The following is a 26898-nucleotide window of genomic DNA, read 5'->3' on the forward strand; positions in this document are numbered from 1 at the left end:
GCTGTCCGGGTGTGTCGGTGCGGAGACCGGTTCACGGTGGTCCGGCACCGCTGTGTCCGGTGCGGTCGCCCCGATGGCCCGGCGAACCGGCCCCACGCGGCGGGTGACTGTCCGTCAACTCCCTTACCGCCAGCAGTGCGAGGGAGCGCAACGTGGATTCCTGGCCGAGTCGTACACCGAGCCGGTTGCACGCCAGGTGGGTCAGATGGCCGGCCAGTCGCGAGGGAAGGGCGGACTGGCGCTGGGCACTCCGGCAGGCCGCGAGCCACCGGCTCACCGGGTCCGCGCCGGGGTCCGCCGCCGCTGTAGCGCGTGCCGCGCGGGCGACGGTGAGCAGGGCGGCACGCCTGCTCCCGTACTGAACCAGCACGTCAGGGGTGGGCCGGCCCGTCGGTGCACTGGCGTCCAGGCTGCCGGTCAACAGCGCGAAACAGTGTGCCGTCCGCTGTGCCGGGCCCCAGTCGGCGAGCACGGCGGCGAGTGCCAGCTCGCTACAGATGGCGAACGCGTCCTCGACGGCTCGCAGAGCGCCGCCATGCCCGTACTTGCCGTGCTCCGGGCGGTAGTCGTGGAAGGCGAGGCTGTCGTTGGGGGCGAGAGTGCCGGGCTCACTCTCGGGCTCATGGGCCGCCAACTCTCTTGCCAGGGACTCGTATTGACGGTCCGACATGGCCTGCGAGGGAGGCAGGTCGCGGAAAAGCGCCCCGGCGTGTGCGCTCAGGGCGGTGCGTACCTCGGGCTCGGCCGCGGGCGCGGTGAGCCGCACCCGCAGTCGCAGATGGGGGCCGCCCTGCCAGTGGCGGAGGAAGAAGAAGCGGTCGACAAGGCCGCGCTGCCGCAGCTCGGCGAGGACCGGCGGAACGAGCGTGCCCAGCACCAGGTCGAGCGAGTGCCCGGTATGCACATGGGCGCTCACCCAGTGGCCGGCCTGTTCCGCTTCCGGCACGCCTGCCGCAGCGCGGGCCGGCCGGTCCCCCGTCCCCGGTTCCGGCACGCCTGCCGGTGTATGGGTCAGCATGTCGGCGTCCGCCGGTCGGCCGGGGCGCTCGGGAGCTCGATCACGAATTCGGTCGCGTAACGGAGGCCGTCCCGGTGCGCGGGCGCGTCGTGGAGGTCGGGCAGGGCCTCGGCGAGCAGCAGCGGGCGGCCGCCGGCTGCCGCCCGTTCGAAGACGCGCAGGAGATGGGGGTGGGTGAAGTCGACATACACCGGCTTACGGTCCTTGTCGTGCAGAGCGGGGCCGGTGAAGCCGTCGGCGGGGCGCGGGGTGAGGACGCGCAGGAAGCAGCGCTGCGGCAGACCGAGCGCCGCCCGCCACGTGTGCACTCGCACCAGGTAGCCGGCGTCCGACTCACCGGCGCCACGTGCGGGAGCCTGCCCCGCGTCGATGAACCAGGTCGCACGGCGCAGCACCAATGAGCCGAGTGCCAGGCGGGGCATCTTCACCCAGCCCGCGCTCGACGCTGTGCCCGGCTCCCGGCCGGGTGGGCCGGTCCGGTCCGGCGGAAGCAGCTGCCACAGTTGGGGCCAGTCCGACCAGAAGGCGTACGAGGTCTGCCCGAAGGCCTCCACCAACAGCCTTGCGGGCAGCGGGAGTAGGGGCGTGGCGAGCAGGCCCAGGTGTAGTGGCCGTACTACTCGGCCAGTGGGCCGGTGCACCAGGTTCAGGCGCTGTGTGTCCCGGTCGTGTGCGACGTCCAGTTCGGCGGGGCGGATCAGCTGCTCGGGTGGCCGGTGTGAGGTCGCGCCGTCCAGGTCGATCGCGTAACGGGTGGCGGTCGGGCGCTGGTTGAGGGCGCTGCCGAAGACCGCGTCGAGCTCGACGTGCAGGTGCCCGCCGTCCGTCGTCCCGTCGTCGAGCGCCTCGCCCCGGGCTGCCCCGAAGTCCGCCCGTGTGCCGAGTAGTCGGGCGATCCGGGTTCTGCCGGTGCCGTGGCCGCCGGTGACCGTGTTGAGTACCAGTCCGAGGCCCGAACTCGGATGGGGCAGCGCCTGGACGTAACAGGCGTGGCTGTCGCCGGAGGCCGCCGGGTCGGTCCAGGTGCCGCAGAGGTCCCGCACGGACTGCGGGTCGAGGCGGATGGTGCCGTCGGGTTCGTGAGGTGTGGTGGCGATCAGGCGGCGCAGCTCGTCCTGCCGCCGCGAGTCACGCTCGATGGGAGCGTGTGACTCGGGGGCGGCCCACCACTGCCCGAAGTCCTGGAGGAATGAGGTGAACGGCCGTGTGAAACCCTCCCCGTAGGTGGTCACGGCGTGCTGCCGGAGTGCCTCGCGCGGCGGCGTGAGGGTGTCGAACGGGGCGAGCAGAGCGGGTACGAGTGCGAGGTCCGCCAACGCCGGCCGCCAGTGCGCCGGGTCGAGTTCGGCGGCGGCTCCGACTGCGACCATGTGGTGGAAGTACAGGGAATCGCGTCCCAACTCGTCGTCGCTGGCCAGGAGTTGGAGGCGCCTCGTGGCCTGCGTGAGGTGCTGCCGCAGGCTGGACGCGATGTGCCGGTGTGAGCCGGGAGGGGCGGTCCGAGCCGCGTCGACCTGCTCGCGGACGGCGCGGAGGTCGGCGAGCAGGGGCGCGAGGCGGGCGTCATGAGGCGGCTCGGGCAACCGCCCACCCAGCCAGTCGCAGAGGGTGGCGGCGTCGAGCTCCTGGTCGGGCAGGCCGAGCCGGACCTCCAGCAGGCCGATCCGGACCAGCCGGGCGATGACGGCGTCGGCGCCGCTCCCGGGGGTGGTCGCGCCGAGCAGGATGCGCAGCCGCTCAGGACCGGCGGTCTCCTGGACCGCCGCCAGGACCGCCGCCAGCGCCGGTGTGGCGGGCAGCGTCCGCACCTCGCCGGACGGCCCCGGAGCTGTGAACAGCCACCGTTCCCCCTCGGGTGACGGCACCGGGGTGGCCAGCGGATTGACGCGCAACTGGACCGCCCCGGCCAGCTCGGGCACGTGGGCGAGAGCGGCGGCCATCCGGGACAGCGGCAGCAGACTCACCTCGGCCACCTTGGCCCTGGCCGAACCTTGCAGGCGTACGCCGACGCCGATACCCGGCACCCAGCGCCCGAAGCCACTGGCGGCGAAGGTGGTCAACGGGCTGGGCTTGGCCATCGCGCGGCCCGCGTATTTGGCCAGCCGTACGGCTGCCCCGTCGAGCGGTCGCCGCCCCGGCGCCCCGCCCTCGCCGCCCCAGCGCAGCAGGTCCTCGTACAGATCCGGACTCGCGTAGTCGAGACCGGCGGCGAACTCCTGGTCACGGATGAGCGCGGCCAGGGCCTCGGCGGCCGACCGGGTCTCGGCCGGAAGGACGCGTTCGAGCTCGGCGAACGTGTCGGCGCGGGTGCGGCGCAGTGCGGCGTGGTGCTGGAGACGCTCGGTGAGTGCGGTGCCGAGCAGGTCGGGCGGGGCGGCCGTGTCCAGCAGTGAGCCCATGCGGGCGCCTTGGTGCACGGCTCGGCGCAGGCCCACCAGCCGCGCCTTGAAGGGGCGGGCCCGCTCGGTGCCGATCAAGGCGTACAGCGCATCGCTGATCTGTGCCGCGTCGAGGGTGATGCGCCGGTCCAACGCCGTTGTGCGCAGGGCCAGTTCGGTACTGCGCGGGATGCGGGAGGAGTCGAGCGCGGTGGTGGGAAGTCCGGCGGTCCGTACGCCTGCCGGGCTGGACACGGGGGTGGTGGCCGGGCTTGAGGGCGGCGCGTTCCGGCCCATCAGAACACCACCGGGACGCGAAAGGCCGCTCCTGGCCGGGCCGCACCGATGGCCACCTGGAAGAGCACCGTCTCCTCGCCCGGGGCGAGCCCGAGCAGACGTTCCGCGGTGGCCGCGTCGTAGCCGTTGTGGATCCGGGCGGACAGGCCATGGCGGGCCGCGGCCACGCAGAGCAGGTGGGCGGCCGCCCCCGCGCTCAGATGCAGTCTGCGGAAGGCGTCGTCGCCGTGCCGCGCCACGGCGGTCCCACGCCCGACGGCGAGGTAGGCGGTGCACGCGGTCGAGCGGAAGTTCATCGACACCCGGCCTTCCGTCTGCCCGATCTGTTCGAGCAGTGCGAGCGGGTCGCGGTCGCGGACCTGCCGCAGCTGCCCATCGCTGTGGACGTAGTGGCCCGGCGAGAAGCCGGTGACGCGCTGTACCAGCAGATGGCAGGAGAAGTCCCCGAACGGCGCTGCGGCGAGGGCGGCGTCCAGATCGGTGAGCAACTCCCCTGGAGCGAGGGCGGGTTCGGGGTCGAATATGGCCGCGCCCGAGTGCCGGCTCCGCAGCACCGAGGCCAGCTCGGGTGGGGGCCAGGCCCGGTTGGCCGGGTGTCGCGGGCCCGTGGTGCTGCGCGGGCCCGCCGTTGCGGAGCGCTCGATCTCCAGGTAGCCCATCGGGTGCTCTCCCGTGGTGGGCAGCCAGTCCGCGCAGAGCTCGTTGAGCGTCTCCTGGTCCTGGCCGGGACGGGCGCGCAGGCCGAGCGCGGCGGCGACCAGGTGCACCGCGCCAAGGAGCATTCCCGCTTCCTGGGCGCAGAGGCGGGGAGCGTAGTCGCCGTAGAGCCGTGCCGTGCGGGCGAACCGGCTGGTGATCACGATGAAACGGGTCGCCCCTGCCTCGTCCTCCTGATGTCTCATCACAGACCCATGCAGCAGGGCGAGTTGATGGTGAAGCGGATCGAACCGGAAGGACGCGTTGGGTGTGACCAGGGTGAGTTCGCTCGGGTAGCGGCATCGGGCGGAAGCCACCGCACGGTGCAGCGGCCAGCCGCCCGGGGTCAGATCGTGCTGGAGGAGGCCGTGGGAATAGTGCAACAGCGCGGCGAGGACGGCGGGGTCGGAGAGGCCGGCCGGGGCGTCGGGGGAGGGCGCGAGGTGGAGCGGCGGTGAAGCCAGCGGAAGGCGTGGCTCGTCGGGGAGCGGGTCCGGTTCCGCCTCGGCCCGTCCCGGGGCCGGGCGGCCCGTGGCGAGTGTGGCCGGGATGGCCCGGCGGGAGTAGACCGCCTCCGCCCAGAGCTCCGGGGGGAACGGGGCCTTGGCCGTGCGGCTCTGGGGGACCTCGTCGCTCGTCAGGCTCCGGGGGGCCTGGCCGGTCACGCCGGTCATTCCGGCTCCGCGCCGAGGAAGCGTCCGGTGGCCAGATCCAGCACTGCGGGCTCGGCCGTCGCAGACGGATCGTTGGGCCTGGCGATGTGGTCGAGGCCCGCCACCGTGCGCAGGAGACGCAGGCAGAGCTGGTTCGCGGCGAGGGCGGCCATCGGACCACCGAGGTAGGGGCTCGGCCGGCGCACGGGAGCCGGACACTCCACGTCCGACGAGCGTCGATGAGGCACAACACCCTTGCTGGCAGCCGGTGTTGACGGACACCGCACATGCTGCACGGGACGCACAGCACTGATCACGACGTGCTCGCCCCGCCCCACGACCTGCCCGTACGGAAGTCCGCCACGTAACGCGAGTGCGCGGGCCGGGTCCGCCGACTTCGGGTCGGACACGTCCGAGCCGAAGAGCACCACGCCGACGTCCGGGGGCAGTTCGGAAGGGTCGCCGCCGCTCAGTGGCTCGTAGTGAAAGGAGCCGCCCTCCTTCCGGAGCAGCGCGACGCACTCATGGAGACGGGCCACATCCGTGACGGCCCCGGCAGCTTGTTCGCCCGCGTCTTGGCTCTCGCTCGGTCGAAGGCGAACATGTGCCACACCCGAGCCGAGCAGAGCGAGGACCAGCGCGCCGGCCACCCGCCCGGAACCGACCACCAGCGGCGCGCACCCGCGATAGCGCTCGAAGCGGTGCTCGGGCGAGTCCGCGCGTGCCGCGATGTAGTCGATCAGCGCGGCGTGGTGCGAACGCGTCTGTGGGCTCAGCGTGTGGGGCAGATCCGCCGAGGCGTCGCGTACGAAGCCTTCCCGGGCCAGGAGTTCCACCAGGGTTCGGACATGGCGCGCGGCCTGCGGCGGGAGGTCGGCGGTGAGCTGCTCCAGGCTGTTGCCGCCGTCCAGGAACGGGCGGAGCCGTTCCAGCCACGGATGGATTCCTGGCAGCGCGAAGGCGGCCGTGTGCCGGGGGCCGGTGATCACCACGCCCCGGTCGGAGGGCAGCAGATGGGTGTCGGGAAGCAGCCTCGGCCTCATCTCCACCTCCACGGGATGCCTCGAAGGGATCGCCCCGACGCAATGCCCGGCGGTGCCCGCCCTCGCAGGCGTGAAAGCGCCGGACGGGGCTGCGTTCGCGGCCTCCGGGCGGCCGACACTAGCCGAGGCGAATGGTCTAGTCCACCCCCTTCACAGTTCACAATCGTCACGCTAGTGTCCCAACTGGACGTCCAAATAAGCCTGTTGATGCTCCATTCGGATCGAAAGGAGGGCTTTGATGAACGAGAACAGCAACGGCTCACCCTCGCTCGCTGCCGCGGTCGCGGACCTCGCGCTGGACCTCGACCTGGATTCGCTGGCCGGGGACGAGCACAGCCAGTCGCTCACGGCAGGTCACGGCATGACGGAGGTGAGCGCGTCTTTCTGCTGCGCTCCGCCGCCGAACTGCTGTAACTGCAGCTGTTCCTGAGCCGCTAGCGCGTGCCGGGCGGACCGTAAGGCCCGGCACGCGCGTCGGTTGTCCTGCCTCGACCACACCTGGCGCATGCACTCCCGTCGGGCGCATGTCACCACGCCAACGTCGTTGCGCGAAAAGACATTTCGTGGCTCCCCGAACCCACCCGTACCGTCCGATTCATGAAGTGGAACTTTCGAACGGCGGAAGAACTCATCGCTGCGCTGCGCGCCGGTGAGGTGACCTCGGTGGAGCTGACCGACGAAGCGATCTCGGGCATCGAGGGGGACGACAAGGCGATCAACGCGATCTGCGTGCGGGACTTCGACCGTGCGCGGGCCGCGGCGCGCGAGGCCGATCAGGCGCGCGCCCGAGGCGAGGACCGGCCGCTGCTCGGCATTCCGGTCACGGTCAAGGAGTCGTACAACGTCGCGGGCCTGCCCACGACCTGGGGCATGGCACCCCACCGCGACTATGTGCCGGCCGAGGACGCGCTACAGGTGACCCGCCTCAAGGCCGCGGGCGCGGTGATCCTCGGCAAGACCAACGTGCCGCTCGGACTGCGGGACATCCAGAGCTTCAACGACATCTACGGCACGACCAACAACCCCTGGGACCACGGTCGTACGTCGGGTGGATCCTCGGGGGGATCGGCCGCGGCCCTGGCGTCCGGATTCGGCGCACTGTCCATCGGCTCCGACATCGGCGGGTCGCTGCGCACCCCCGCCCACTTCTGCGGGGTCTACGCGCACAAGCCGACGCTCGGGCTCGCGGCCAGCCGCGGCATGGTGTCGCCCACCGCGCCGGCCCTGCCGACCGAGCTCGACCTCGCCGTGGTCGGCCCGATGGCGCGCACGGCCCGTGACCTCACACTTCTGCTGGACGTCATGGCCGGCCCGGACCCGCTGACCCTCGGGGTGGCACACGACGTGCGGCCGCCGGCCGCGCGTCACGACCGGCTCAGCGACTTCCGTGTCCTGGTCCTCGAACGGCATCCCCTCATCGCGACGGGATCCGCGGTCCGCGCGGGCGTGAACCGGGTGGTGGACGCGCTCGTGGAGGGCGGCGCCCGCGTCGAACGGGCGAGCCCGCTGCTGCCCGATCTGACCGAAGCCGCCCAGATCTACACGCAGTTGCTGTTCTCCGCCTCGACCGCGCACTTTCCCGTCGAGGTGTACGAGCAACTGCGGGCCGACGCCGCCCAACTGGCCGTGGACGACCGGAGTCTCAACGCGGCGCGGGTACGCGGCATGGTCCTGAGCCACCGGGACTGGATCGCGGCGAACGACCGTCGGGAGGCGCACCGCCACGGCTGGCGGCAGCTCTTCGCCCAGTTCGACGTCGTGGTGTGTCCCATCACACCCACCGTCGCGTTCCCGCACGACCACCACCCCGATCTGCTGGGGCGCCGGATCGACGTCGACGGCGTCGAGTACCCGTACCTCGACCAGCTCGTCTGGGCCGGCCTGGCCACCATGCCCGGACTGCCCGCCACCGCCATACCCACCGGGCGATCGCCCGAAGGCCTGCCAGTGGGTGTTCAGCTCATCGGGCCGATGCTCGAAGACCGCACCCCGCTGCGCCTGGCCGAACTCCTTGAACAGAGCATCGGGGGCTTCCAGGCGCCGTAGTGCTTAGCGTGGATGCTCAAAGGGCCGTCGGCCGGGATCCCGGCCGACGGCCTCGAAGGCCCGCACGGTTCGGGGCGTGAGGGCCCCGAACCGGGTCGCCGCTACTTGAAGAGGCGGTCCGAGCTGTTGGCCATGCGGTGGGTGGAGCCGTGCTTGTTCACCCAGTCGCGGACGAGGTTGACGGCGTTGGCGCACTGCCAGCTGTCGTCGTACTCGCGCACCCCGGTGAAGGCGCCGTAGCCCGCGATGATGCCGTCCACGTGCGCGTCACCGAGCAGCTTGTCGACGTACCACGGATCGTTGTACGTGGTCGTCCACGACAACGTTGCCGCGAGCCGTCCGGCAGACCGGTCGGCTGCGCCCTTCTTCAGCTCCGCGCACGTGTTCCAGGTGGCTTCCGTGCAGTTGCCGAAGCCCTTGGTGATGTCGGAGTCGCCGTAGTCCATCACCCGACGTCCGTTGGGGAATCCCGAGCCGGACCGGTTGAAGGCGCCCACGACCTGGTCGCGGGTTCCGGTCGTGGTGATGCCTTCCAGGGGGCCGAGCTTCCCCTCCAGGCTCTGCCAGCCCCGGCCGCCGACGTCGGGGGTGCTGCCGCCGTGGTACTCGAAGAAGCCGTAGAGCACCTGGATTCCGGCGGCGGTGAGCCGCTGTGCCTTGTCGCGCAGCCCGGCGACGCTGCACGTGCGGTTGGGTGCTTCTCCGCAGTAGTTGGGATCCTTGATGTCCAGCCAGACGAGCGCCAGTCGGCGGCCGGCGTTGGCGTTGGAGACGATGCGGTCGATCATGCTGTCGAAGCTGGGTCCGTACCGGTTGTCACCGGCCGAGGAGCAGTCGTGGTAAGCGCGCCATTCGTTGGGGTTCCACCAGGCGCAGACGTCGATCTCGATGCCGTTGGCACCGTGCTTGATCGCGGCGTCCACCCCGTCGAGAGTGTCGACGCGGTGGGCGATGGCGTAGATCGCGTGGCGATTGTCGGCAGCTGAAGCCGGACTCGTACTGAGCGCGGTGGCGCCGACGATTCCGCACAGCGCTGCCAGCATGGCCAGCAATGCGCGAGGGCGGGTGCCTCGCCGTAAGTGAGTGGTCAAGGAGACTGCTCCTTCGAGTTGGGATGAGAGGTCGGTGTCCTGAAGCGGCCGTTGGCCGGTGACCGGTTGAGGTTGCTGTCGGGCTCACCGAGGTGTCGACAGAGTTGACTCACCTTTGGTGGGTCAACTGAACTGTCTGTAAGGCGAGTTGCAGTGAATGAATGTGGGACGCCCGGCGCTTGGGTTGAGGTCGGGCGGCGAGTCCCCCGCATCGCCACACTCGACGTGCCTCGCCGACCATCCAGATGAGCCGAGGGCCCCGCACGTTGCACGCCGTCCCGCGCCTTCACAAATCCATCACAACTGCGGACGGCTCACCCTCGGCATCGTCATGGCCGGCGGCGTGATCGCCCGGGCCTGGGGCGACGACCAGTGGCTCATCTCCCCACACACAGACCGCAAGCCCGTCCCGCCCAGTGTTAAAAGGCGTACTCGCGCAGGAGCGCGATCGCGTCCTGGGAGCTGGAGTCCTCCTTCGTGGTGACCAGGACCAGGGACTGTTCGGGGGAGCGGGCGGGTACCAGGATCTGCTGGGTGACCGTGAGCTCGCCGACCAGGGGATGACGCAGCCGGTACGCGTCCGCCTCGCACGGCCGGACGCGGTGATCGCTCCACAGCTCGGCGAACTCCGGCGCCGCCATGGACAGTTCACCGACCAGTGATGCCAGCAGCGCGTCATCGGGGTGGCGCCCGGCGATCTGCCGCAGGCTGCCCACGACCGCCCGCGCCTTGCGTTCCCAGTCCACGTAGAGCTCTCTGGTGTGCGGGTCCAGGAACAGCATGCGGGAGAGGTTGGGCCGTTCCTCGGGCCGGTCGGGTGCGGTAGGGGCGAGGTGGCCGGCCAGCAGGGCGTGGGCCAGGGGGTTCCAGGCGAGTACGTCGGTACGGCGGCCGAGGACGAGAGCGGGCGTGTGTCCCACCGAACGCAGCAGGTCACGGGTCGGGGCGTCCACGCACTCCACCGGGGGACGCCCGAGGGGCCGTCGGCGCTGCGAGGCGAGTTCCCGTAGGTGTGTGCGCTCGTGTTCGTCCAGCCGCAGCGCGGTGGCGAGCGCGTTCAGGACGCCGTCGGAGGCGTTGACCGACTGGCCCTGTTCGAGGCGGGTGTAGTAGGAGACGCTGACGCCCGCGAGTTGCGAGAGCTCCTCGCGTCGCAGCCCCGTCACCCGCCGCCTGCCCGGCAGTTCGGGCAGGCCCACGTCCACGGGCCGCACCTGGGCCCTTCGGGCCCGTAGGAACTCGCTGAGCTGCTGGGAGACCGCCATGAGTCGAGTATGCCCGCGCCCTCGACGGCCAGCCTGCCCCTGTCATGCGTAGGCACGGGCCGGGACTGGTGCCGAGTCCGTTCCGGGGCGAAGTTGGCAGGACTTCAATCACGCCGACGGACGGGGCAAGTCATGCAGGAGATCGTTTTCGGGAACGTCTCGATCATGCGGGTCGTCGAGTACTACGGATCGGTCGAGTTGGATCCCGCCACCTTCTTTCCCGACGCGCCGGAACAGGCATGGCGGCAGCACGCGTCCTGGCTGGAGCCGGACTTCGTCGATCCCGCCTCGGGCGTGTGCATGAGCGCGATCCAGACCTGGCTGCTGCGCAGCGAGGGCAGGACGATCCTGGTCGACACCGGCGTGGGCAACGACAAGGAGCGTCCCTACGCGCCGGTCTGGAGCCGTCGCCACAGCGACTTCCTCGGTGAGCTCGCCAAGGCGGGTGTGCGGCCGGAGGATGTGGATCTGGTGATCAACACGCATCTGCACGTGGACCACGTCGGCTGGAACACCCGTCTGGAGGGCCGCATTTGGGTGCCCACCTTCCCGAACGCCACGTATCTGATGCCGGCGCGCGACTTCGACTTCTGGAATCCGGAGAACGGTCACGTCCCGAAGCTGGGGCGTGGGAACCAGAACGTGTTCGAGGACAGCGTGGCGCCGGTCCACCAGGCGGGTCAGACACTCCTGTGGGACGACGGCCACGTCATCGACGGCAACCTCCGGCTCGATCTCGCGCCCGGCCACACACCCGGGTCCTCCGTACTGCGACTGGAATCCGGCACTGATCGCGCTCTCTTCGTCGGCGACCTGCTGCATACGCCGCTTCAGTTCGTCGCGCCCGACGTCAACAGCTGCTTCTGCGAGAACCCGGCCGAGGCGAGGGCCACCCGCCGACGCCTGCTGGGCCAGGCAAGTGAGACCAACTCGCTTGTCCTGCCTGCACATTTGGCCGGTTCGGGCGGGGCGGAGGTGGTGCGCAGCGGGGACGCGTTCGACATCGCGGCTTGGGCGCCCTTCGCCCGCATCTGAAGCCCCGCGACGCATCTGAAGCCCCGCGACGCACCGGAAGCTCTGCGGCGCGCCTTAATCCCGTGCCGCGCCGAAGGCCTCGCGCCGGATCCGGAGAGCCGCGTCGTCCGGATCCCCGTGGCCCGGATCCGGAGCAAGGCAGTCCGTCCGAGCCGTGCGGGGCACCACCCCGTCCACGACCCACTCGCACCCCAGCCCCCTGCGAACGAAAGCGGGAGATCCATGTCCGAACCGATCGTGACCACCACTGCCGGCCGCGTCCTGGGCCGCACCGCCGGCTCCGGCGACAACGCGGTGCGGCGCTTCCTCGCCGTGCCCTACGCCGCACCTCCGCTGGGCACCGGTCGCTTCGCGCCGCCCCGCCCCCACGAGGGGTGGACGGGCGTGCGCGACGCCCTGGCCCCGGGGCCCACCGCGCCGCAGCCCCGCCGGGACGCCTTCGGCGCCCTCGACATGTCGCCGTACTTCGGCCCGGGCTGGGTCCCCGGCGACGACTACCTGACGGTGAACGTATGGGCCCCGCGTGAGGCCCGTCGCAGCCCGGTGATGGTGTTCGTGCACGGCGGCGGTTTCGTGGCCGGCTCCACCAGCGCGGACCTGTACGACGGTGCCGCGTTCGCCCGCGACGGAGTGGTCCTGGTGACGCTCAACTACCGGCTCGGCATCGCGGGATTCCTGGACCTCCCCGATGCGCCGGCCAACCGGGGTCTGCTCGACGTCATCGCCGCTCTGCGCTGGGTCCGGAGCAACATCGCCGGCTTCGGCGGGGATCCGGACAACGTCACCCTGTTCGGCCAGTCCGCAGGGGCCACGATCGTGGGCGCCGTACTCGCCACGCCCGCGGCGGCGGGGCTCGTCCACCGGGCGATCGTGCAGAGCGGCAGCGGGCTGGGAGCGTTCTCCGCCGAGCAGGCGGCGAGGGTGACGCGCAAGGCCGCGACGGCCCTCGGCATCGCGCCGACGGCCGCCGCCTTCGCACACGTCCCCGACGAACCGCTCGTCCGGGTCATACCCGAGCTGGCCGGCCTCGACCTGCGGACGGACGACCGGCCAGACCCTCTCATGGGGCTCAGCGCCTTCAGCCTCGTACTCGAACGACAGCCGGCCGAGAGCCCCTTGGCGGACGTCGATCTGCTCATCGGCACCAACGCGGAGGAGGGCAACCTGTACCTGGCACCCCAGGGCGGACTGACGACCTCGACCGAGGAGGACGTACGCGCGACAGCCACTGCCCACGGTGCCGCCGGCCCGTTCCTCGCCGCCTATCGGGACCGGCATCCGGCCGCCGGGGAGGGCGAGTTGCGCTCGGCGGTCCTCGGGGACGCGCTGTTCGGCGCCGGCAGCCGGAGACTGGCCGAGGCCCATGGCCGCGCCCACGTCTACGAATTCGCCTGGCGGTCACCCGCCATCGGCGGCAGCCTGGGCGCGGCCCACACGGTGGAGCTTCCCTATGTGTTCGACCGCCTCGGCCTCCCTGCCCTGCGTGGGGAGCGAGGCCTGCTGGGGGCGCCCGAACCGCCCGCCGCACTGGCCGACGAGATGCGTGCGACGTGGCTCGCCTTCGCCCGGACCGGCGACCCCGGCTGGCCGGTGTTCACCGGCGGTGGGCCGATCCGCCGGTTCGGCGGTGCCGGGAGCGCGACACGAACCGCCGCGCCCCGGCACAGCCGAGCCGCCGGTTGAGCGGCTCGGGCCTGGGGGTCCCCCGGGTCAGGGGTAGTACGGCGTGTAGGTGATGGCGGAGACCTTGAGATAACGGGCGCCGTCGGCGGTGGCCCAGGTGGAGGCGTCGGGGTTGCCGGGCCAGTCGCCACCCACCGCGGTGTTGACGATGAAGTGCATGCCGGTGCCGGGCGGTGTGGTGTACCACTTCGTGCCACTGAAGCCGCCGTCCACCCAGAAGTCGATGTGGTCGGGCCACCAGGAGAACGAGTAGGTGTGGTAGCTGTTCGTCCAGGCCGAGGCGTTGTTCCTGGCCCACTGGGTCTGGGCGTTGTTGGTGTCGTGGAACGTCTGGTAGACGGCGGTGGGGTTCTGTCCGACGATCTCGGCCGCGTCCATCTCGGGCAGCCAGGGGTTCAGATAGGCGCCCCAGACCGCGGGGAGCAGGCCCCGCCCATTGGGCATGTTCGCGGTGAAGCTGTAAGTGCCGTAGCCATAAAGGGACTTGGACTCGACGCGGCCCGAACGGTATTGGCCGCCACCCGCGTTGTACGTCTTGATCACCAGCGTGTTGCCTTCGTACCAGACGCAGTCGGGCGTGTAGGTCTCGAGTTCGTGGTTGGCGGTCCACCGTCCGTTGATGACGTTCCACGAGTTGACCGTCTGCGGCGTACCCCACGACGAGGCGTGAGCAGGCGGCTGTCCCAGCAGGACCATCGACAGGGCGGCGAGCAACGCGCCCGCCCATCGGGCGGATCTCACACGTGCGGAGAACATCGCGGCTCCCTCACTCGGATGACCAGGACCGTGGGAGCGGTTCCATGGCCGTTGTGCCACGGACTGTAGAAGTCCGTTCAGAACTTCACAAGACCGCCCGCGACGGCTGTCTTGTGGGTGCGGGTTGTGAACGTCCGGTTCGATCCGGTCGCCCTCCGAACCGAACCCTTCAGGAGGCCGTTCGGCATCTTCAACTGCACCAGCGTGAACAGGAGTTCACGAGCGGCGCGCGATCGCAGTCGACGTGCCGGCACCCGCGCGCGCCGCTCAGCCCGTCTCGTCCCGCATCCAGTGCGCCGGGCGAGGTCCGTGCGCGGCCGCCGCGCAGGAGCCCCTCGCCCGCTTCGAGGACCGCGAGGTCGCGGACGGCGGCGTCGATGCCGTCCAGCGGTCCGGATCAGTCGCGCAGGCCCAGCAGATCGCGGCCCGCGCGGCGCACCGTCACGCGGACGGCTTCGGGATCGTCGAGTTGCGCGCCGGCCAGCGCGCCGTCGTGAAGCAGGACCAGGACGCGGCCGGCGTAAGCGGGGTCGGGGTGGCCGGCCCGGGCGGCCAGTTCGGTGACCGTCCGCTGGAACCAGGCGCGATGTTCGGCGATCGCCTCGCGTACGGGGTCGGAGGCGTCCGGATACTCCGCCGCCGCGTTGATGAAATGGCAACCCCGGAAACCGGCCGCGCACGTCGTCTCGCCGATCAGGTCGAGGATCGCGGAGACGCCCTGCTCGGCGGCTCCCTGGGCGACAGCCCCCTCGACGGCGTCGCGCAGCCGGGCGTCGGTGGCCCGGAGGTAGGCCACGACCAGATCCTCCTTGGCCGGGAAGTGCCGGTAGAACGTGGCGCGGGTGACGTCGGCCTGGGTGACCAGGCGGTCCACCGGAACGGTGTGGATGCCCTCGGCGTAGAACAAGCGGCTCGCCGTTTCCAGGAGGCGTTCGCGGGGGCTCGGGGGCGGTGTGGACATGGGCCCAGTGTAGAGACAGAACGTTCTGTTGACACGCGAGTGGGACGCCCGTAGCTTCAGAGGGAGAACGAACGTTCTGTTCACATCGACCTCGATGAGGAGCCATTCCATGAGCGCTACGAACGACACGACCCCGACGATCGTGCTGGTACACGGCGCGCTGACGGACGCGTCCGTGTGGAACGGGGTGATCCGGCGGGCCCAGGCCGCCGGACATCGGGTCGTCGCACCTGCCCTCCCACTGCGCGGCCTGGCGTCCGACGCCGCGTACCTGGCGAGCTTCCTGGAGACCGTGCCCGGCCCGGTCGTGCTCGTCGCGCACTCCTACGCGGGCTCGGTGATCTCGCATCCCGCCGCCCGGGATCCGAAGGTCAGGGCGCTGGTGTTCATCGCCGCCTTCCAGCCCGACGCGGGGGAGAGCTCGGCCGAGCTCAACGAGAAGTTCCCCGGCAGCAAGCTCGGCCCCGCCACCACGACGGTCGTCGCCCGCCCCGACGGCAACGACATGTACCTCGAGCCGGAGGCGTTCGGCGAGGTGTACGCCGGTGACGTCGCACCGGACGTGGTGGCCGTGATGGCTGCGGCTCAGCGCCCCATCGACCCGGCGGCACTGGGCGAAACCCTGCCGGCGAAGGCCACTTGGCACGGCGTGCCGTCCTGGGCGCTGGTCTCGACCCGGGACTTCTCGCTCCCTCCGGAGCTCCTCCGGTTCACCGCCCGGCGCGCGGGATCGCACACCGTCGAGGTCGAGTCCTCACACGCGGTCCCGGTCTCGCATCCGCAGGAGGTGACCGAACTCATCCTTGAGGCCGTACGCGTCGGCGCCTGAGACCCCAGCGCCTGAGACCGCGGTGCCTGGACGGGCGCCCGCTCCCACCCGTCGACTCACCTATGCCCGAACCCCTTATCGCGTCGCAGGAGAAGACCGTGTCCCACTTCGCCACGTACATCGAGCGCAACCAGGCCTTCGCGAACACCGATGCCCGCCTCAATGTGCCGGAGATCCCCTTCATTCCCTTCAAGCAGACGTTCGTCATCACCTGCCTCGATCCCCGGGTGGAGCCTGCCGCGATCCTCGGCGTCGAACTCGGCGAGGCCATCGTGCTGCGCAACGTGGGCGGGCGGGTCACGCCCGCCACCCTTCAGGACGTGGCCTGGATCAGCCACCTGCACGAGGCCAAGACGCCGGACGCCGACTGGTTCGACCTGGCCGTGATCCACCACACCGACTGCGGATCCGCGCTGTTCGCCGACGACGAGCTGCGCCGGGACTTCGTCGGCAAGGGTGGTTATGACGACTCGACGATCGCCGAGCTGGCGGTTCTCGACCCGGCCGTGACCGTGCGCAGGGACGTCGATCTGCTGCGCTCCTTCCCGCTCCTGTCGGCCGGCGTCGAGGTGTCGGGGCACGTCTACGACCTGGGGACGGGTCTGCTCACCACGGTCGTCCGCAAGTAGGGAGCCGACCCCGGTCAGCGCTCCGACCGGCGGGTCGCGGCCTTCGCCACGGCGGCGGGCCCGGCCCGCCGTGCCCCGGCATCCACGGCAGGCGCGCTCGTCGGCCGGTGGAGGGGGGAAGGGAGCGGTCCGGGACGGCGGTAAAATCGCTGGTCATGGCCGACAATCAGTATGAAGACCTGTTGAGGCTGGTGCTCGCCTCCGGGACCGCGAAAGCCGACCGCACGGGCACCGGTACCCGAAGTGTCTTCGGACACCAGCTGCGCTACGACCTCGCCCAGGGATTCCCGCTGGTCACCACGAAGAAGGTGCACATGCGGTCCATCGTGTACGAACTGCTCTGGTTCCTGCGCGGCGACTCGAACATCGGCTGGCTGCGGGAGAACGGCGTCACCATCTGGGACGAATGGGCTGACGCCAACGGCGACCTCGGGCCGGTCTACGGCGCGCAGTGGCGCTCCTGGCCCGCCCCCGACGGCAGCCACATCGACCAGATCACCGAGGTTCTCGGCACGCTGCGCCAGGACCCGGACTCCCGTCGGATGATCGTCTCCGCCTGGAACGTCGCCGAGCTGTCCAAGATGGCACTTGCGCCGTGCCACGCGTTCTTCCAGTTCTACGTCGCCGACGGCAGGCTCTCGTGCCAGCTGTACCAGCGCAGCGCGGACCTGTTCCTCGGCGTCCCGTTCAACATCGCCAGCTACGCCCTCCTGACCCACATGGTGGCGCAGCAGACCGGCCTCGAACCCGGCGACTTCATCTGGACCGGCGGGGACTGCCACATCTACGACAACCACGTGGACCAGGTGACCGAGCAGCTCTCGCGCAGCCCCTTCGCGTTCCCCGAGCTGCGGCTGCGGAAGGCCGACTCGCTCTTCGACTACGCGTACTCCGACGTGGAAGTGGCCGGCTACCAGCACCACCCGGCCATCAAGGCCCCGGTCGCCGTATGAACGTCGGGCTGATCTGGGCACAGACCCTCGACGGTGTGATCGGTGCGGACAACACGATCCCCTGGCGGCTGCCCGAGGACATGGCGCACTTCAAGGCCACCACCCTCGGGCATCCCGTGGTGATGGGACGCAGGACGTGGGATTCGCTGCCTCCGCGATTCCGTCCGCTGCCGGGCCGGCGCAACGTGGTGGTGACGCGTGACCCGCGGTGGGCGGCCGAGGGCGCGGACCGTGCCGGATCCGTGGCCGAAGCGCTGGAGCGCGCGGCGGAGGGGGAGGCGTCCGCCTCCGCGCAGATCTGGGTGATCGGCGGCGGTGAGATCTACCGGGCCGCCATGGCGTACGCCACGACGCTCTCGGTGACCGAGGTCGACGTCACGGTGAAGGGCGACACCCATGCCCCGTCGCCGGGCCCGGGATGGGGCGTCACCGAGGACCAGGGCTGGCAGACCTCCGTGACCGGTCTGCGCTACCGCATCCGCCGGTACGCGCCGGACCCGAGCGGCTCGCCGGCCTGATCCCGGGTGCCGGGCCGGCCCGGTACGAGGCGGACCGCCGACCGGCGCCGGTTCAGGTCTTGGAGGGTGAACGCAGGAGGGCGCAGACGAAGTCCTCCTCGACGGCGCGCAGGTGTGCCAGCAGATCGGGGTTGGACGTCTGGTTCACCTGTGAGGTGACGGTGACGGTGAGGCTGCGGCGGCCGTCCGGTGTGCCTACGCCGAGTTGGGTGTAACCCGCGGTGTTGCCGGTGTGCCCGTACACCACTCCGCACCGGGTGGCGTACGAGAAGATCCCGAGCCCGGCCCGGTTGGCGCCGGGGCCGGCCGGCTCGGAGGCGCCGGTGACGAAGGACCGCTGTTGCCTTCGGGTCGCGTCGCTGATCAGCTTGCCGCCGGCGTAGGCGGCCACGAAGGTGTTGAAGTCCGTCGGCGTGGAGACGATGCCGCCCGAGGCCCAGGACCCGGAGGCACCGAACAGGGTGGAGACGTCCTCCGGCGGGCTGCCCGGTTCCACGTCGTAGCCGTGCAGGTAGGGGTCGGGCAGTCGGTAGCCGACGGGGAGGCTCGTACGGGTGAGCCCGAGGGGCCGGTAGACCTTGGAGGCCAGCAGGTCTTCGTAGCGCTGCCCGGTCACGGCCTCGGCCATCAGGGCAACGGCGATGTTGTCGGAGTTCGAGTACTGGTAGCGGGAGCCGGGGGCGAATTCCAGGTCCTCGTCGGCGACGAAGTCGAGCAGGTGCCGGGAGTCGAAGACCCGGTGCGGGTCGGCCCGGATCAGGTCGGCGAACTCCGGTGCCCTGCTGTAGTCCGGCAGTCCGCTGGTGTGCTGGAGGAGCTGACGCAGCGTCACCGAACCCCAGGCGCGCGGCAATTCGGGCAGCCGGCGGGCGATGGTGTCGTCCAGACCGAGCAGTCCGCGGTCGACCAGGCGGAGTGCGACCGCGCCGCTGAACGCCTTCGAGGCGCTGGCCAACCGCATGTGGTCGTTGGCGTGCGGCGGACGCCCGGTGCCGATGTCGGCCACCCCGGCTTCGACCACCCGCACCCGACCGCCGTCCCGCAGCACCGCGATGGCACCGGGCGGGCCGTCCGGGCGGTCGACCAGCTCCCGGAGGCGGTTGCGGAGCGCCTCGTCGCCGTTGCCACCGGACACCGCCCCGGCGGGGCCGGCCAGCGCCAGCGAGGCGGCGAGCAGGACGACGGCCGCGCGCCCGGCGTGGCGGGGCAGGGGCAGACGACGAGAGCGCAGTGACACGACGGGCCTCCGGTGGACGACGGGGCGGGGACGGTCCGTTGCTCTGGCTGCCCCGGCACGCCATCCATCACCTGCCGACGTACCGCCGAAACGCCCCGGGCCCCGAGGTGACCCGCCCAGCGCAGCACGCATGCGCCCACGCCTGCTGAGCTGCGACGTGCCGGGTCGTACCGTGGGGCAGCGCAACGCCCGCCGAGTGAATCCTGGTGGCCGCCCGGCCACCTAGTCCGAAAGGCACCACGGAGATGACGTTCACCGACCTCCACCACCGAGCCGCCCCGCTCCTGTTGCCCAACGCCTGGGACGTGGCCTCGGCGCTCGCCCTCGCGGACGCCGGATTCCCGGCCGTCGGCACCACGAGCTTCGGCGTCGCCGCCTCCGGCGGAAGTCCCGACGGCGGCCGGGCCAGCAAGCAGGCCACGCAGGTCCTGGCCCAGAAGCTGAGGGGCGCCCCCTTCTACCTCTCCGCCGACATCGAGGACGGCTATGGCGACGACCCCGAGGAGGTGGCGGCATACGCCGCCGGCCTCGGCGTCGACGGCATCAACATCGAGGACAGCACCGACGAGAGGCTGATCGACCCAGCCCGGCACGCGGCCAAGGTCGCAGCCATCAAACGCACTTCGCCCTCCCTGTTCGTCAACGCCCGCGTCGACACGTACTGGCTCGGCCAGGAGGCCACGGTCGAGGAGAGCCTTGCGCGGGCCAACGCCTATGTGGCGGCGGGCGCCGACGGCATCTTCATCCCCGGCGCAACCGACCCCTCCGAGCTGCGCGACCTCGTGAACGGCATCCACGCACCCGTGAACACCCTGGTCCACCCCGAGCTCACCCTGGCGGAGCTGGGCGTGCTCGGGGTGCGGCGCGTCAGCACCGGATCGCTGCCCTACCGCTCCGCGATGGACGCCGCCGTGCGCGCCGCCACCGACGTACGCGACGGCGGCACCCCACCCAACGCGACGCCTTACCGCGTTATGCAGGAACGCCTCGTGCGCCACCACCGGGCCCAGCAGAGGGACTGAGGTACCGGGCAGGGGAACGGAGCGGGTCTCGCCGCAAGGAATGCGCCGCCCGAAGCTGACGGGTCGTAGGGGACCTTCGCCCCGCAGGAGATGACTTTCGCGGGCGGCAGCCGGGCCGCGCGTCGGCTGGGATGGAAGACCCGCCCGCAGGGAGGCTTGCCGCGCCCGCTCACTTCCGAGGTCGATGTCCATGTGTGTAGACGCCCCCGCCCACGCCTGTCCCCGTTACCAGGCACTCGGCGTCGACGGAATGTGGATGCTGCTCGCCCCCACGGGCGAGACCGCCGGGGCGGGAGAGCTCGTCCTGGCCGGCTCGCGGGTCCGGGCGGCTCTCCTCGACGGCGCGTCCCCGAGGCGGAGCTTCGCCGATCTGCTCGCCCCGACCAGCGTGGCCATCTCCCGCCAGCTCCTTCTGGACGCGCTGGAGGGCGGCGGCCGCGTCTGCCGGCAGCCGCTGGAGTACGCGCACGCGGACGGGGCGGTCATCTGCATGACGTCGGCGCGCCGCTTCGACGGGTGCGACGGCGGTCACGCGCTTCTGGTGGAGATCGAGGAGGAGGAAGAGGGGGAGTGGCTGCACTGGGAGGCCCTGCGGTCCATGACCGTACTGGCGGACCACTCCCTGTGGACCTATGACGAGGAGACGGACGCGTTCAGCTGGCTCGACGGGGAGCGCCTGTACAACGGCATGGGCCCGGGGGACCGCATGCCGCTCGCCGAGCTGCTCGGGCTGGTGTACGCGGAGGACGTGGGCCGGGTGGAGGAGGCGTTCTGGGCACTGCGCAAAGGGCATGCCCGACAGGTGGACGTCGACTTCCGGATGCCGGACGAGCACGGCCGTCCGCACTGGCTGCGCACCCTCGCCCGGCTGGTCCGCTTCGGCTTCGACGGTAGGCGCCGCGTCGTGGGGACGACGATCAACACGACCGCGGCCGTGGAGCGCCACCAGTCGCTCCTCAAGGCCAACGCCGACGCGCGGCGCCGCGGCGACCTCGTGCAGCAGCTCGCCGCTGCGTTCGTCGCCGCGGCCACGGAGGACGAGCTGACGACGGCGATCCTCAACCGGGTGGCTCCCGCCTTCGGGGGCACCGGAACGCTGTTGGCGTTCGTGGAGGAGGGAAGACTGCGGGTGACGTTCGGCGCGGGCATCGATCCCGCCCTCGCCCGCTCCCTGCACGGTCTGCCCCTGGAGGCGCCCAAGCCCCTGACCGAGGCGATCCGGACCGGAACCCCTCTGTTCATCGCCACCCGGGACGACTACCGGCGCTCCTGGCCGCTCGCCCACGGCCTGCTGGACGCGACGGCCGCCGAGTCGTTCATCATGATCCCCCTGCGGGGCCAGGGCGCCTTCCCGCTCGGCGGATGGGTCGTGACCTTCGACCGGCCGCACAACCTCTCGAACCACGAGCAGACCCTCGCCGGCGTCATGGCGGACCTCGCGGGCCAGGCGTGGGAGCGCATCCGGCTGCAGTCCGCCCGGGCCGAACTGGCCAGCACCGTACAGCGCAACCTGTTGCCCGTCATGCTGCCGGCCGCCCCGGGCTACGAGATCGAGGCACAGTACAGCCCCGCCCACCACGGCCTGGACGTCGGCGGTGACTGGTACGACGTGATCGCCCTGCCGGACGGCAGCACCGCCTGCATCATCGGTGACGTACAGGGGCACAGTGTGCAGGCCGCGGCGCTGATGGGACAGGTGCGTACGGCGATGCACGCTTACGCCTGGCAGGATCCGGCCCCGGACCGGGTGCTGGCCCGCACCAACGACCTGATGCTTCAGATGAGGCTGCCGGTCTTCGCGACGTGTCTGTACGCCCTGCTCACTCCCGACGGCCGGGTCAAGACCGCGCGGGCCGGACACGTCCCGCTGGTGCACGCCGCCGAGGGCGGGGCCGAGGTCCGGGAGTACCCGGGCGGCCCTCCTCTGGGTGTGCTCGCGGGGAGCGACTTTCCCGTACACGTCCTGAACATGGCACCCGGTGACCTGCTCGCCCTCGTCACGGACGGCCTGGTGGAGGGGCCGCAGCTGCCGATCGACGCCGGACTCGCCGGCGTCTGCGACGTCACCTTCCGCAGGCGCACGGCACCCCTGGCGGACATAGCGGACACCGTCATGGCACAGGGCGACTCGTTGACGGGCCATGTCGACGACAGGGCCGTGCTCGTGGTCCGCCGGGGCTACTGAGGCCGGCTCCAACTGGCCTGGACGGTCTTGCCCTGCTGGTGAGGTATCACCCTGAATTCGGTGGCCAGCCGGCGAACGATGCCGAGTCCGAAGCCGCCCCCGCCCCGAGGATCACCGGCGCGCGGGACGGGGGCCTGGTTGCTGTGGTCGCGCACTCCGGCTACGAGCTTTCCCTGCCGCTGGTCCAGGTAGAGGTGCCAGGGGCCGCGGGTGTGGCGAATGGCATTGCCGAGCAACTCGCCTACCACGAGGACGACTTCGTCGGCATCGACCCATGGGCACATCGCGCGGCAGTAGTGTGCCGTGGCCTTTCGGGCGGCCGACGGGCCGATCTGTGAAGAGTTGAGGGTCAGCATCAATCTGGAACACTCCCGTCCGGGCGCACTTCGGTACGCACCCTTTGCCCGGCTTTGGGGGAAGGAGACGGGTGTTCAGTCGATGGGGCCGTTTTCTCCATGGATGAGGACCTAGGTACCCCGGCGCTTGTGACAAATGGCAGGGCGTCGGCGGGCCCGCCCCACCCCGGTGTTTCAGCTGCACCGGCCGCTGCCGCTGTAGCACGGGGTGTAGTGGGGGTTCGGGGGCGGGGGAGGGTCAGGGTGGTGCTGGTCGTAGCTGTGCTGGGCGAGAACGAGCAGCGCGCCCGCCGCGCCGGCGGCGAGGAGCTGCAGCACCGTCGTCCAGGGGGCGCGGCACAGCGCCGCGACGACGGCCAGGATCAGGACGACGACGAGGAAGTGACCGAGCCAGGCGATGCCGGAGAGATCGGACGCGTCGATCCTCGTCCGGTCGCCCTGGGCCGCCCAGACCTCCATGCCGTCGCCGAAGAGCTTCCACACGCCAAGGGCGGCCTCGATCATGAGGAGCAGGATGCCCCCGGCCAGATCCGTGCCGAGGGGCGTCCTGCTGGACCAGGGGAAGCGCCGGCGCGTCGATGGTTCGGGAAGTGGCTGTGCCATGGAGCGCACCCTGCCAGGTCCCTCCTCGGGAGCGCCTGAGTACGCGTACTCAGTCCCGCACGCGTCGGCCGCACGCCGGTCCGCACCCCGATTCGGTGCCCACGGGCCCGGATGCGCCGCCTGCGCCCGGTCGTCGTGTCCCACCCGCGCGCGTCGCGCCAACGGCGGCCAACTGCCCATAGGTGAAAGCCAATTGACCGGGTCGCCCAGAGCTTCCAACCGTCACTGATGGGGCGAGTGGGCGGCCAGCCTGCCCAAGAGGGCTACGCACTGCCGGAGTTGGCGTCGCTCTTCGGGGTCGAGCGTGTCGGTGATGGCCGTGTTGAGCCATCGGGCGCGCTGGGCACGCTCGCGCTCTAGGTGGGCTCGGCCCGAGTCGGTGATGCGCAGGAGGAGTTTGCGGCCGTCGCTGGGATGGGACTCGGATCCCACCAGGCCCTTGCCGAGGAGCTCCTTCACGGACTTGGACGCCGCCTGGTGCGTCACACCGCGCAGCTGGGCGAGGTCGGCCGTGGTGTGGGCGCCACCCCGCGCCAGGTGGCCGAGGATGGCGGCCTCGCCGGCGGGCATCGTGTCGGCGGCCCGCACCGTGCGGACCAGTTCTCCGATCACTTGCCGCAGGTCCTCGGCCAGCGCGTCATCGTTCATGGTCCGAATCCTACCCGGAGTATGTAACCTATCTGTACAACCACGTTGTATAAATTCCGGGAAGGGCCGAGAACACACCATGCTTCTCACCAAGTTCGGGCACGCCTGCGTTCGCATGGAGAAGGACGGCTGCCGACTGGTCGTCGACCCGGGCGGGCTGACCGAACCGCAAGCACTGGACGGCGCCGACGCGGTCCTGGTGACCCATGAACACTTCGATCACTTCAACGAGGCCGTTCTTCGCGAAGCCGCCCTGCACAACCCGGCCCTGAGGATCTGGACGAACTCCTCCGTCGCCGGGCGGCTCGACGGCCTCGGCGCTCGGGTCACCGCGGTCGGCGAGGGGGAGTCCTTCACCGCGGCCGGCTTCGACGTGAAGGTCTACGGGACCTGGCACGCGCCCATCCACCCCGACGTTCCGCGCGTCGGCAACATCGGCTTCCTCGTCGACGACGCCCTGTTCCACCCGGGCGACGCGCTCACCGTCCCGGACACCACCGTCGACACCCTCTTGCTGCCCGTGCACGGCCCCTGGTCCACCACCGGGCAACTCATCGACTACGTGCGTGCGGTGGCCCCGCAACAGGCCTGCGCCATACATGACGGCGCCCTCAACGAGGTGGGCGGCGCGATGATCCGGGGATTCCTGGGCGACGACGGTCCCGGTACCGGCGCCCCGTACCGTCACCTGACAGCGGGCGCGTCCATCACGGTCGGCTGAGGCCGGGCGACGACGGACGGCGGCCGCGCGGCTCGGCGCTGGTGGGTCAGGGCGTCGATGCGACGCCGGCGCTCAGGTGGAGGTCGGCGACCTGGCGGTTGTTCACGCTGCGGCGGTCCTCCAGCTCACCGACGGCGATCGCGTTGCCCAGGGCGAGTCCCTCGCTGATGTAGTCGTCGACGGCCTTGCGGTTGGCCTCCTTCTTCAGGAGGCGTACCAGGTGGCCCATGAACACCTCACCGAGGACGGTGAGTTCGTAACCCTTGGCCGTGTGCCGTACGAGTCCCTCGTCGCAGAGCGTCCCCAGGGTTCCGACCTGCTCGTCGTCGAGTGCGCCGTTGGCCAGCATCCAGTCGTACCGGTGCTGCGGCAGCCCCTCGTGGCGAAGGGGGAAGACCCACAGGGCGGCGTCGGCCTGCGGCACGGTGGCGCACTTGGGCAGGTGCAGCGGGTGTTCCTTGCGCTCGGCGGCGGCCATCCACTGGCCCAGGGAGCTCACCTGCTCAAGGCGGACGCCCGGCATGCTGGAGATCGCGCTGGCGCCGACGCCCAGCAGGAACGCCGCATGGTGACTCTGTCCCAGGCACTCGTTGCCGCTGATCTTGTCGAGCGTGGTCGCGGGCACGGCGGACGGGTCGATGTACGTGTTGGTGCCGCGACGCACCCACCCCTCGCGCAGCAGGGTGCCGTAGGTGTTGAGGCGCATCAGCGCGCGGTCGTGCGCGGATGCCTGCTGGGGCAGGGCGCCGGAGAGCAGCCCGCCGATCAGGGACGGCGAGGCTCCGGACGTCAGCAGGTAGGAGCTGATCGCGTTGATCGAGGGGTGCTCGATGAGGGCTTGCAGATCGTCGAGGGCCATCGCGAGGGACTGGCCCGGCAGACACGTGATGAGGTCCGCGTTGACGACGGGAATGCGTCCGTCGATCATGTCGAGCACCTTCGACAGGTGCGTGAGCGAGCGCGGCTGGCGCATGTGGGTCCGGAGGTCCGGGTCGAGCGTCTGGATTCCGAACGACGCCTTCGTCACGTCGTGGCGGACCAGTTCCTCGATGAACTCCGGACGGGTGGTGCTCAGGGTCATCTCGACCGAGAACTCGGTGGTGTCGGTGCAGCCCGGCAGCGCCCTGACGCCTTCCAGGATCCGGCCGACATGGGACCCGAGGAGGTCCGGGCTGCCTCCGCCGATGTGTACGGAGCTGATGTGCCGGCCGTTCACCTGGACGCGGTCCATGAGGTCCGTCAGCTGCCACATCACGAGCTTCGAATAGCGTTCCGCCATCTTGTAGCTGATGCTGTTCGCGCCGGTGAACGCGCAGAACGTGCAGTTCTGCGCGCAGATCGGCACGTGGATGTAGAGCTGCAGGGAGGCGTCGGGCAGAACGGGTGCCGCCGATACGGCGTCGAGGACCCCGTGGTTGGTCAGGGACGGATCGTCCGGCAGCATCCAGTAGTCGATCGTGTTGCTCGCGAGTGCATCGAACCGGCTCCCCAAGAGCCCGGAATCTCCGACGGCAGACATCCTGACGTACCCCCCGGTTACGTGGCGAAGGACGGACGCCCTGCGGCACGACGTGCGGCGGAGCGTTGACCACGGCTGACGTTAGGCAGGGCGATTCCGGGGTCGCCAGTCCACCTGGTGCCTCTTTGCGTGGACCACTTGGGACATGCCACCGATCATGGTGGGTAGCGTGCCGGGATGACTGCCGCATTCGACGACGTTGTCCGCGCCCGACTGCAAGCCCCCAACATCTGGTACGTCGGAACCGTGTTCCCCGACGGAGCGCCACAGGTCAGCCCGATGTGGGTGGACCTGGAGGGCGAGGGGGAGCTGTCGTTCAACACCTCGGTGGGCCGGGTGAAGGAGGAGAACCTGCGCCATGACCCCCGCGTCTATCTCTCGCACGCGGACGCCGACGACCCCTTCGACCGTGTGCAGATCAGTGGCGTGGTGGCCCGCTTCGTCACCGGCGATGAGGCACACGAGCGCATGGACGGCCTGGCCCGCAAGTACCTCGGCAGCGAGCGCTTCGAGTGGATCATGCCGGGGGAGCAGCGGGTCGCGGTGATCGTGCGACCGCTCAAGGTGCGGCACATCGTAGGGGTGGAGCGTTTCCGGCCCGGCGGGCCCGGCCCTGCCCTCTGATCAGCAGTACCGGGGCCTCGTTTTGTCGTGGCTGTGTAACGGAGCCGGCGGGGTGCAACGGGCGGCCCGGTCGGCCCATCTGGGTAGTCAGCCAAGCGCGTTGGGCGCTTCGCGGGGGAGACCCAGGGAAGG

General features: G+C 70.8%; 25 protein-coding genes. 12 read left to right on the top strand and 13 right to left on the bottom strand.

Going from position 1 to position 26898, the window contains the following annotated elements:
* Positions 1-31: 31 nt before the first annotated feature.
* The 4 genes from ACFYZA_RS15035 to ACFYZA_RS15050 form a co-directional block, all read right to left on the bottom strand.
* Entirely contained in the window at positions 32-946 is a 915-nt protein-coding gene (locus tag ACFYZA_RS15035) for a lantibiotic dehydratase C-terminal domain-containing protein (RefSeq protein ID WP_388490587.1), read from the bottom strand.
* A gap of 65 nt (positions 947-1011) precedes the next feature.
* Positions 1012-3693: a lantibiotic dehydratase gene (locus ACFYZA_RS15040; RefSeq protein ID WP_388490589.1), complete on the bottom strand. Its 2682-nt coding sequence runs from the start codon at positions 3691-3693 to the stop codon at positions 1012-1014.
* Positions 3693-5063: a nitroreductase family protein gene (locus tag ACFYZA_RS15045; protein WP_388490590.1), complete on the bottom strand. Its 1371-nt coding sequence runs from the start codon at positions 5061-5063 to the stop codon at positions 3693-3695. The genes ACFYZA_RS15040 and ACFYZA_RS15045 overlap by 1 nt, the downstream gene beginning before the upstream one ends.
* Positions 5060-6085, bottom strand: a complete 1026-nt coding sequence (locus ACFYZA_RS15050) for a hypothetical protein (protein WP_388490593.1) — start codon at positions 6083-6085, stop codon at positions 5060-5062. The genes ACFYZA_RS15045 and ACFYZA_RS15050 overlap by 4 nt, the downstream gene beginning before the upstream one ends.
* A gap of 238 nt (positions 6086-6323) precedes the next feature.
* Here ACFYZA_RS15050 and ACFYZA_RS15055 point away from each other — a divergent pair, with 238 nt between their 5' ends.
* Both ACFYZA_RS15055 and ACFYZA_RS15060 read left to right on the top strand, forming a co-directional pair.
* On the top strand, positions 6324-6515 hold the full coding sequence (locus ACFYZA_RS15055) for a thiomuracin/GE37468 family thiazolyl RiPP peptide (RefSeq protein WP_382584850.1): 192 nt from the start codon (positions 6324-6326) through the stop codon (positions 6513-6515).
* 167 nt (positions 6516-6682) lie between these two features.
* The gene (locus tag ACFYZA_RS15060; RefSeq protein WP_388490596.1) at positions 6683-8131 is read left to right on the top strand and encodes an amidase; all 1449 of its coding nucleotides are present in this window, start codon (positions 6683-6685) and stop codon (positions 8129-8131) included.
* Between the two features lie 101 nt (positions 8132-8232).
* Here the strand turns inward: ACFYZA_RS15060 and ACFYZA_RS15065 are convergent, their stop codons facing one another.
* Both ACFYZA_RS15065 and ACFYZA_RS15070 read right to left on the bottom strand, forming a co-directional pair.
* Positions 8233-9174 carry a phospholipase gene (locus ACFYZA_RS15065; RefSeq protein ID WP_388490599.1) on the bottom strand — a complete coding sequence of 314 codons (942 nt, stop codon included), beginning with the start codon at positions 9172-9174 and terminating at the stop codon, positions 8233-8235.
* Between the two features lie 467 nt (positions 9175-9641).
* Entirely contained in the window at positions 9642-10487 is an 846-nt protein-coding gene (locus ACFYZA_RS15070; protein WP_388490602.1) for a helix-turn-helix transcriptional regulator, read from the bottom strand.
* Between the two features lie 132 nt (positions 10488-10619).
* Between ACFYZA_RS15070 and ACFYZA_RS15075 the strand changes: the two genes are divergently transcribed.
* The gene (locus tag ACFYZA_RS15075; RefSeq protein ID WP_388490603.1) at positions 10620-11522 is read left to right on the top strand and encodes an MBL fold metallo-hydrolase; all 903 of its coding nucleotides are present in this window, start codon (positions 10620-10622) and stop codon (positions 11520-11522) included.
* 222 nt (positions 11523-11744) lie between these two features.
* Entirely contained in the window at positions 11745-13205 is a 1461-nt protein-coding gene (locus ACFYZA_RS15080; RefSeq protein ID WP_388490606.1) for a carboxylesterase/lipase family protein, read from the top strand.
* A gap of 27 nt (positions 13206-13232) precedes the next feature.
* Here the strand turns inward: ACFYZA_RS15080 and ACFYZA_RS15085 are convergent, their stop codons facing one another.
* Complete coding sequence (locus ACFYZA_RS15085; RefSeq protein ID WP_382584868.1) at positions 13233-13961, bottom strand: family 16 glycosylhydrolase; 729 nt, start codon at positions 13959-13961, stop codon at positions 13233-13235.
* A gap of 397 nt (positions 13962-14358) precedes the next feature.
* Positions 14359-14922, bottom strand: coding sequence for a TetR/AcrR family transcriptional regulator (locus ACFYZA_RS15090; protein ID WP_388490608.1), 564 nt, complete (start codon positions 14920-14922; stop codon positions 14359-14361).
* Between the two features lie 109 nt (positions 14923-15031).
* Here ACFYZA_RS15090 and ACFYZA_RS15095 point away from each other — a divergent pair, with 109 nt between their 5' ends.
* The 4 genes from ACFYZA_RS15095 to ACFYZA_RS15110 all read left to right on the top strand — a co-directional run bounded on the left by ACFYZA_RS15095 (position 15032) and on the right by ACFYZA_RS15110 (position 17851).
* On the top strand, positions 15032-15751 hold the full coding sequence (locus ACFYZA_RS15095) for an alpha/beta fold hydrolase (protein ID WP_388490610.1): 720 nt from the start codon (positions 15032-15034) through the stop codon (positions 15749-15751).
* Positions 15752-15849: 98 nt separating this feature from the next.
* Positions 15850-16380, top strand: coding sequence for a carbonic anhydrase (locus ACFYZA_RS15100; RefSeq protein WP_382584877.1), 531 nt, complete (start codon positions 15850-15852; stop codon positions 16378-16380).
* A gap of 155 nt (positions 16381-16535) precedes the next feature.
* On the top strand, positions 16536-17333 hold the full coding sequence (locus ACFYZA_RS15105; protein WP_388490612.1) for a thymidylate synthase: 798 nt from the start codon (positions 16536-16538) through the stop codon (positions 17331-17333).
* Positions 17330-17851, top strand: a complete 522-nt coding sequence (locus ACFYZA_RS15110) for a dihydrofolate reductase (protein ID WP_388490614.1) — start codon at positions 17330-17332, stop codon at positions 17849-17851. Before ACFYZA_RS15105 ends, ACFYZA_RS15110 begins: the two co-directional genes overlap by 4 nt.
* A gap of 52 nt (positions 17852-17903) precedes the next feature.
* Here ACFYZA_RS15110 and ACFYZA_RS15115 read toward each other — a convergent pair whose 3' ends face one another.
* Positions 17904-19088, bottom strand: coding sequence for a serine hydrolase domain-containing protein (locus tag ACFYZA_RS15115; RefSeq protein WP_388490615.1), 1185 nt, complete (start codon positions 19086-19088; stop codon positions 17904-17906).
* Positions 19089-19333: 245 nt separating this feature from the next.
* Between ACFYZA_RS15115 and ACFYZA_RS15120 the strand changes: the two genes are divergently transcribed.
* Positions 19334-20110 (top strand): isocitrate lyase/phosphoenolpyruvate mutase family protein, encoded by a 777-nt coding sequence (locus ACFYZA_RS15120; protein WP_388490617.1) that lies wholly within the window; start codon positions 19334-19336, stop codon positions 20108-20110.
* 190 nt (positions 20111-20300) lie between these two features.
* The gene (locus ACFYZA_RS15125) at positions 20301-22295 is read left to right on the top strand and encodes a SpoIIE family protein phosphatase (protein WP_388490618.1); all 1995 of its coding nucleotides are present in this window, start codon (positions 20301-20303) and stop codon (positions 22293-22295) included.
* Here ACFYZA_RS15125 and ACFYZA_RS15130 read toward each other — a convergent pair.
* The 3 genes from ACFYZA_RS15130 to ACFYZA_RS15140 all read right to left on the bottom strand — a co-directional run bounded on the left by ACFYZA_RS15130 (position 22289) and on the right by ACFYZA_RS15140 (position 23902).
* The gene (locus tag ACFYZA_RS15130) at positions 22289-22651 is read right to left on the bottom strand and encodes an ATP-binding protein (protein ID WP_382584895.1); all 363 of its coding nucleotides are present in this window, start codon (positions 22649-22651) and stop codon (positions 22289-22291) included. The two genes, ACFYZA_RS15125 and ACFYZA_RS15130, sit on opposite strands and share 7 nt — an antisense overlap.
* Before the next feature lie 174 nt (positions 22652-22825).
* Positions 22826-23254, bottom strand: a complete 429-nt coding sequence (locus ACFYZA_RS15135; RefSeq protein WP_388490621.1) for a DUF6234 family protein — start codon at positions 23252-23254, stop codon at positions 22826-22828.
* Between the two features lie 222 nt (positions 23255-23476).
* Positions 23477-23902 (bottom strand): MarR family winged helix-turn-helix transcriptional regulator, encoded by a 426-nt coding sequence (locus ACFYZA_RS15140; RefSeq protein WP_388490624.1) that lies wholly within the window; start codon positions 23900-23902, stop codon positions 23477-23479.
* 79 nt (positions 23903-23981) lie between these two features.
* On the opposite strand from ACFYZA_RS15140, the gene ACFYZA_RS15145 reads away from it, so the two are divergent.
* Positions 23982-24623: an MBL fold metallo-hydrolase gene (locus tag ACFYZA_RS15145; RefSeq protein ID WP_388490626.1), complete on the top strand. Its 642-nt coding sequence runs from the start codon at positions 23982-23984 to the stop codon at positions 24621-24623.
* Between the two features lie 46 nt (positions 24624-24669).
* On the opposite strand, the gene ACFYZA_RS15150 is transcribed toward ACFYZA_RS15145, so the two are convergent.
* Complete coding sequence (locus ACFYZA_RS15150) at positions 24670-26115, bottom strand: radical SAM protein (RefSeq protein ID WP_388490629.1); 1446 nt, start codon at positions 26113-26115, stop codon at positions 24670-24672.
* 204 nt (positions 26116-26319) lie between these two features.
* On the opposite strand from ACFYZA_RS15150, the gene ACFYZA_RS15155 reads away from it, so the two are divergent.
* Positions 26320-26766: a TIGR03618 family F420-dependent PPOX class oxidoreductase gene (locus ACFYZA_RS15155; protein ID WP_382584909.1), complete on the top strand. Its 447-nt coding sequence runs from the start codon at positions 26320-26322 to the stop codon at positions 26764-26766.
* Positions 26767-26898 lie beyond the last annotated feature (132 nt).

Origin of the sequence: Streptomyces sp. NPDC001828, from assembly GCF_042892175.1 — a bacterium.
Lineage (GTDB): Bacteria > Actinomycetota > Actinomycetes > Streptomycetales > Streptomycetaceae > Streptomyces.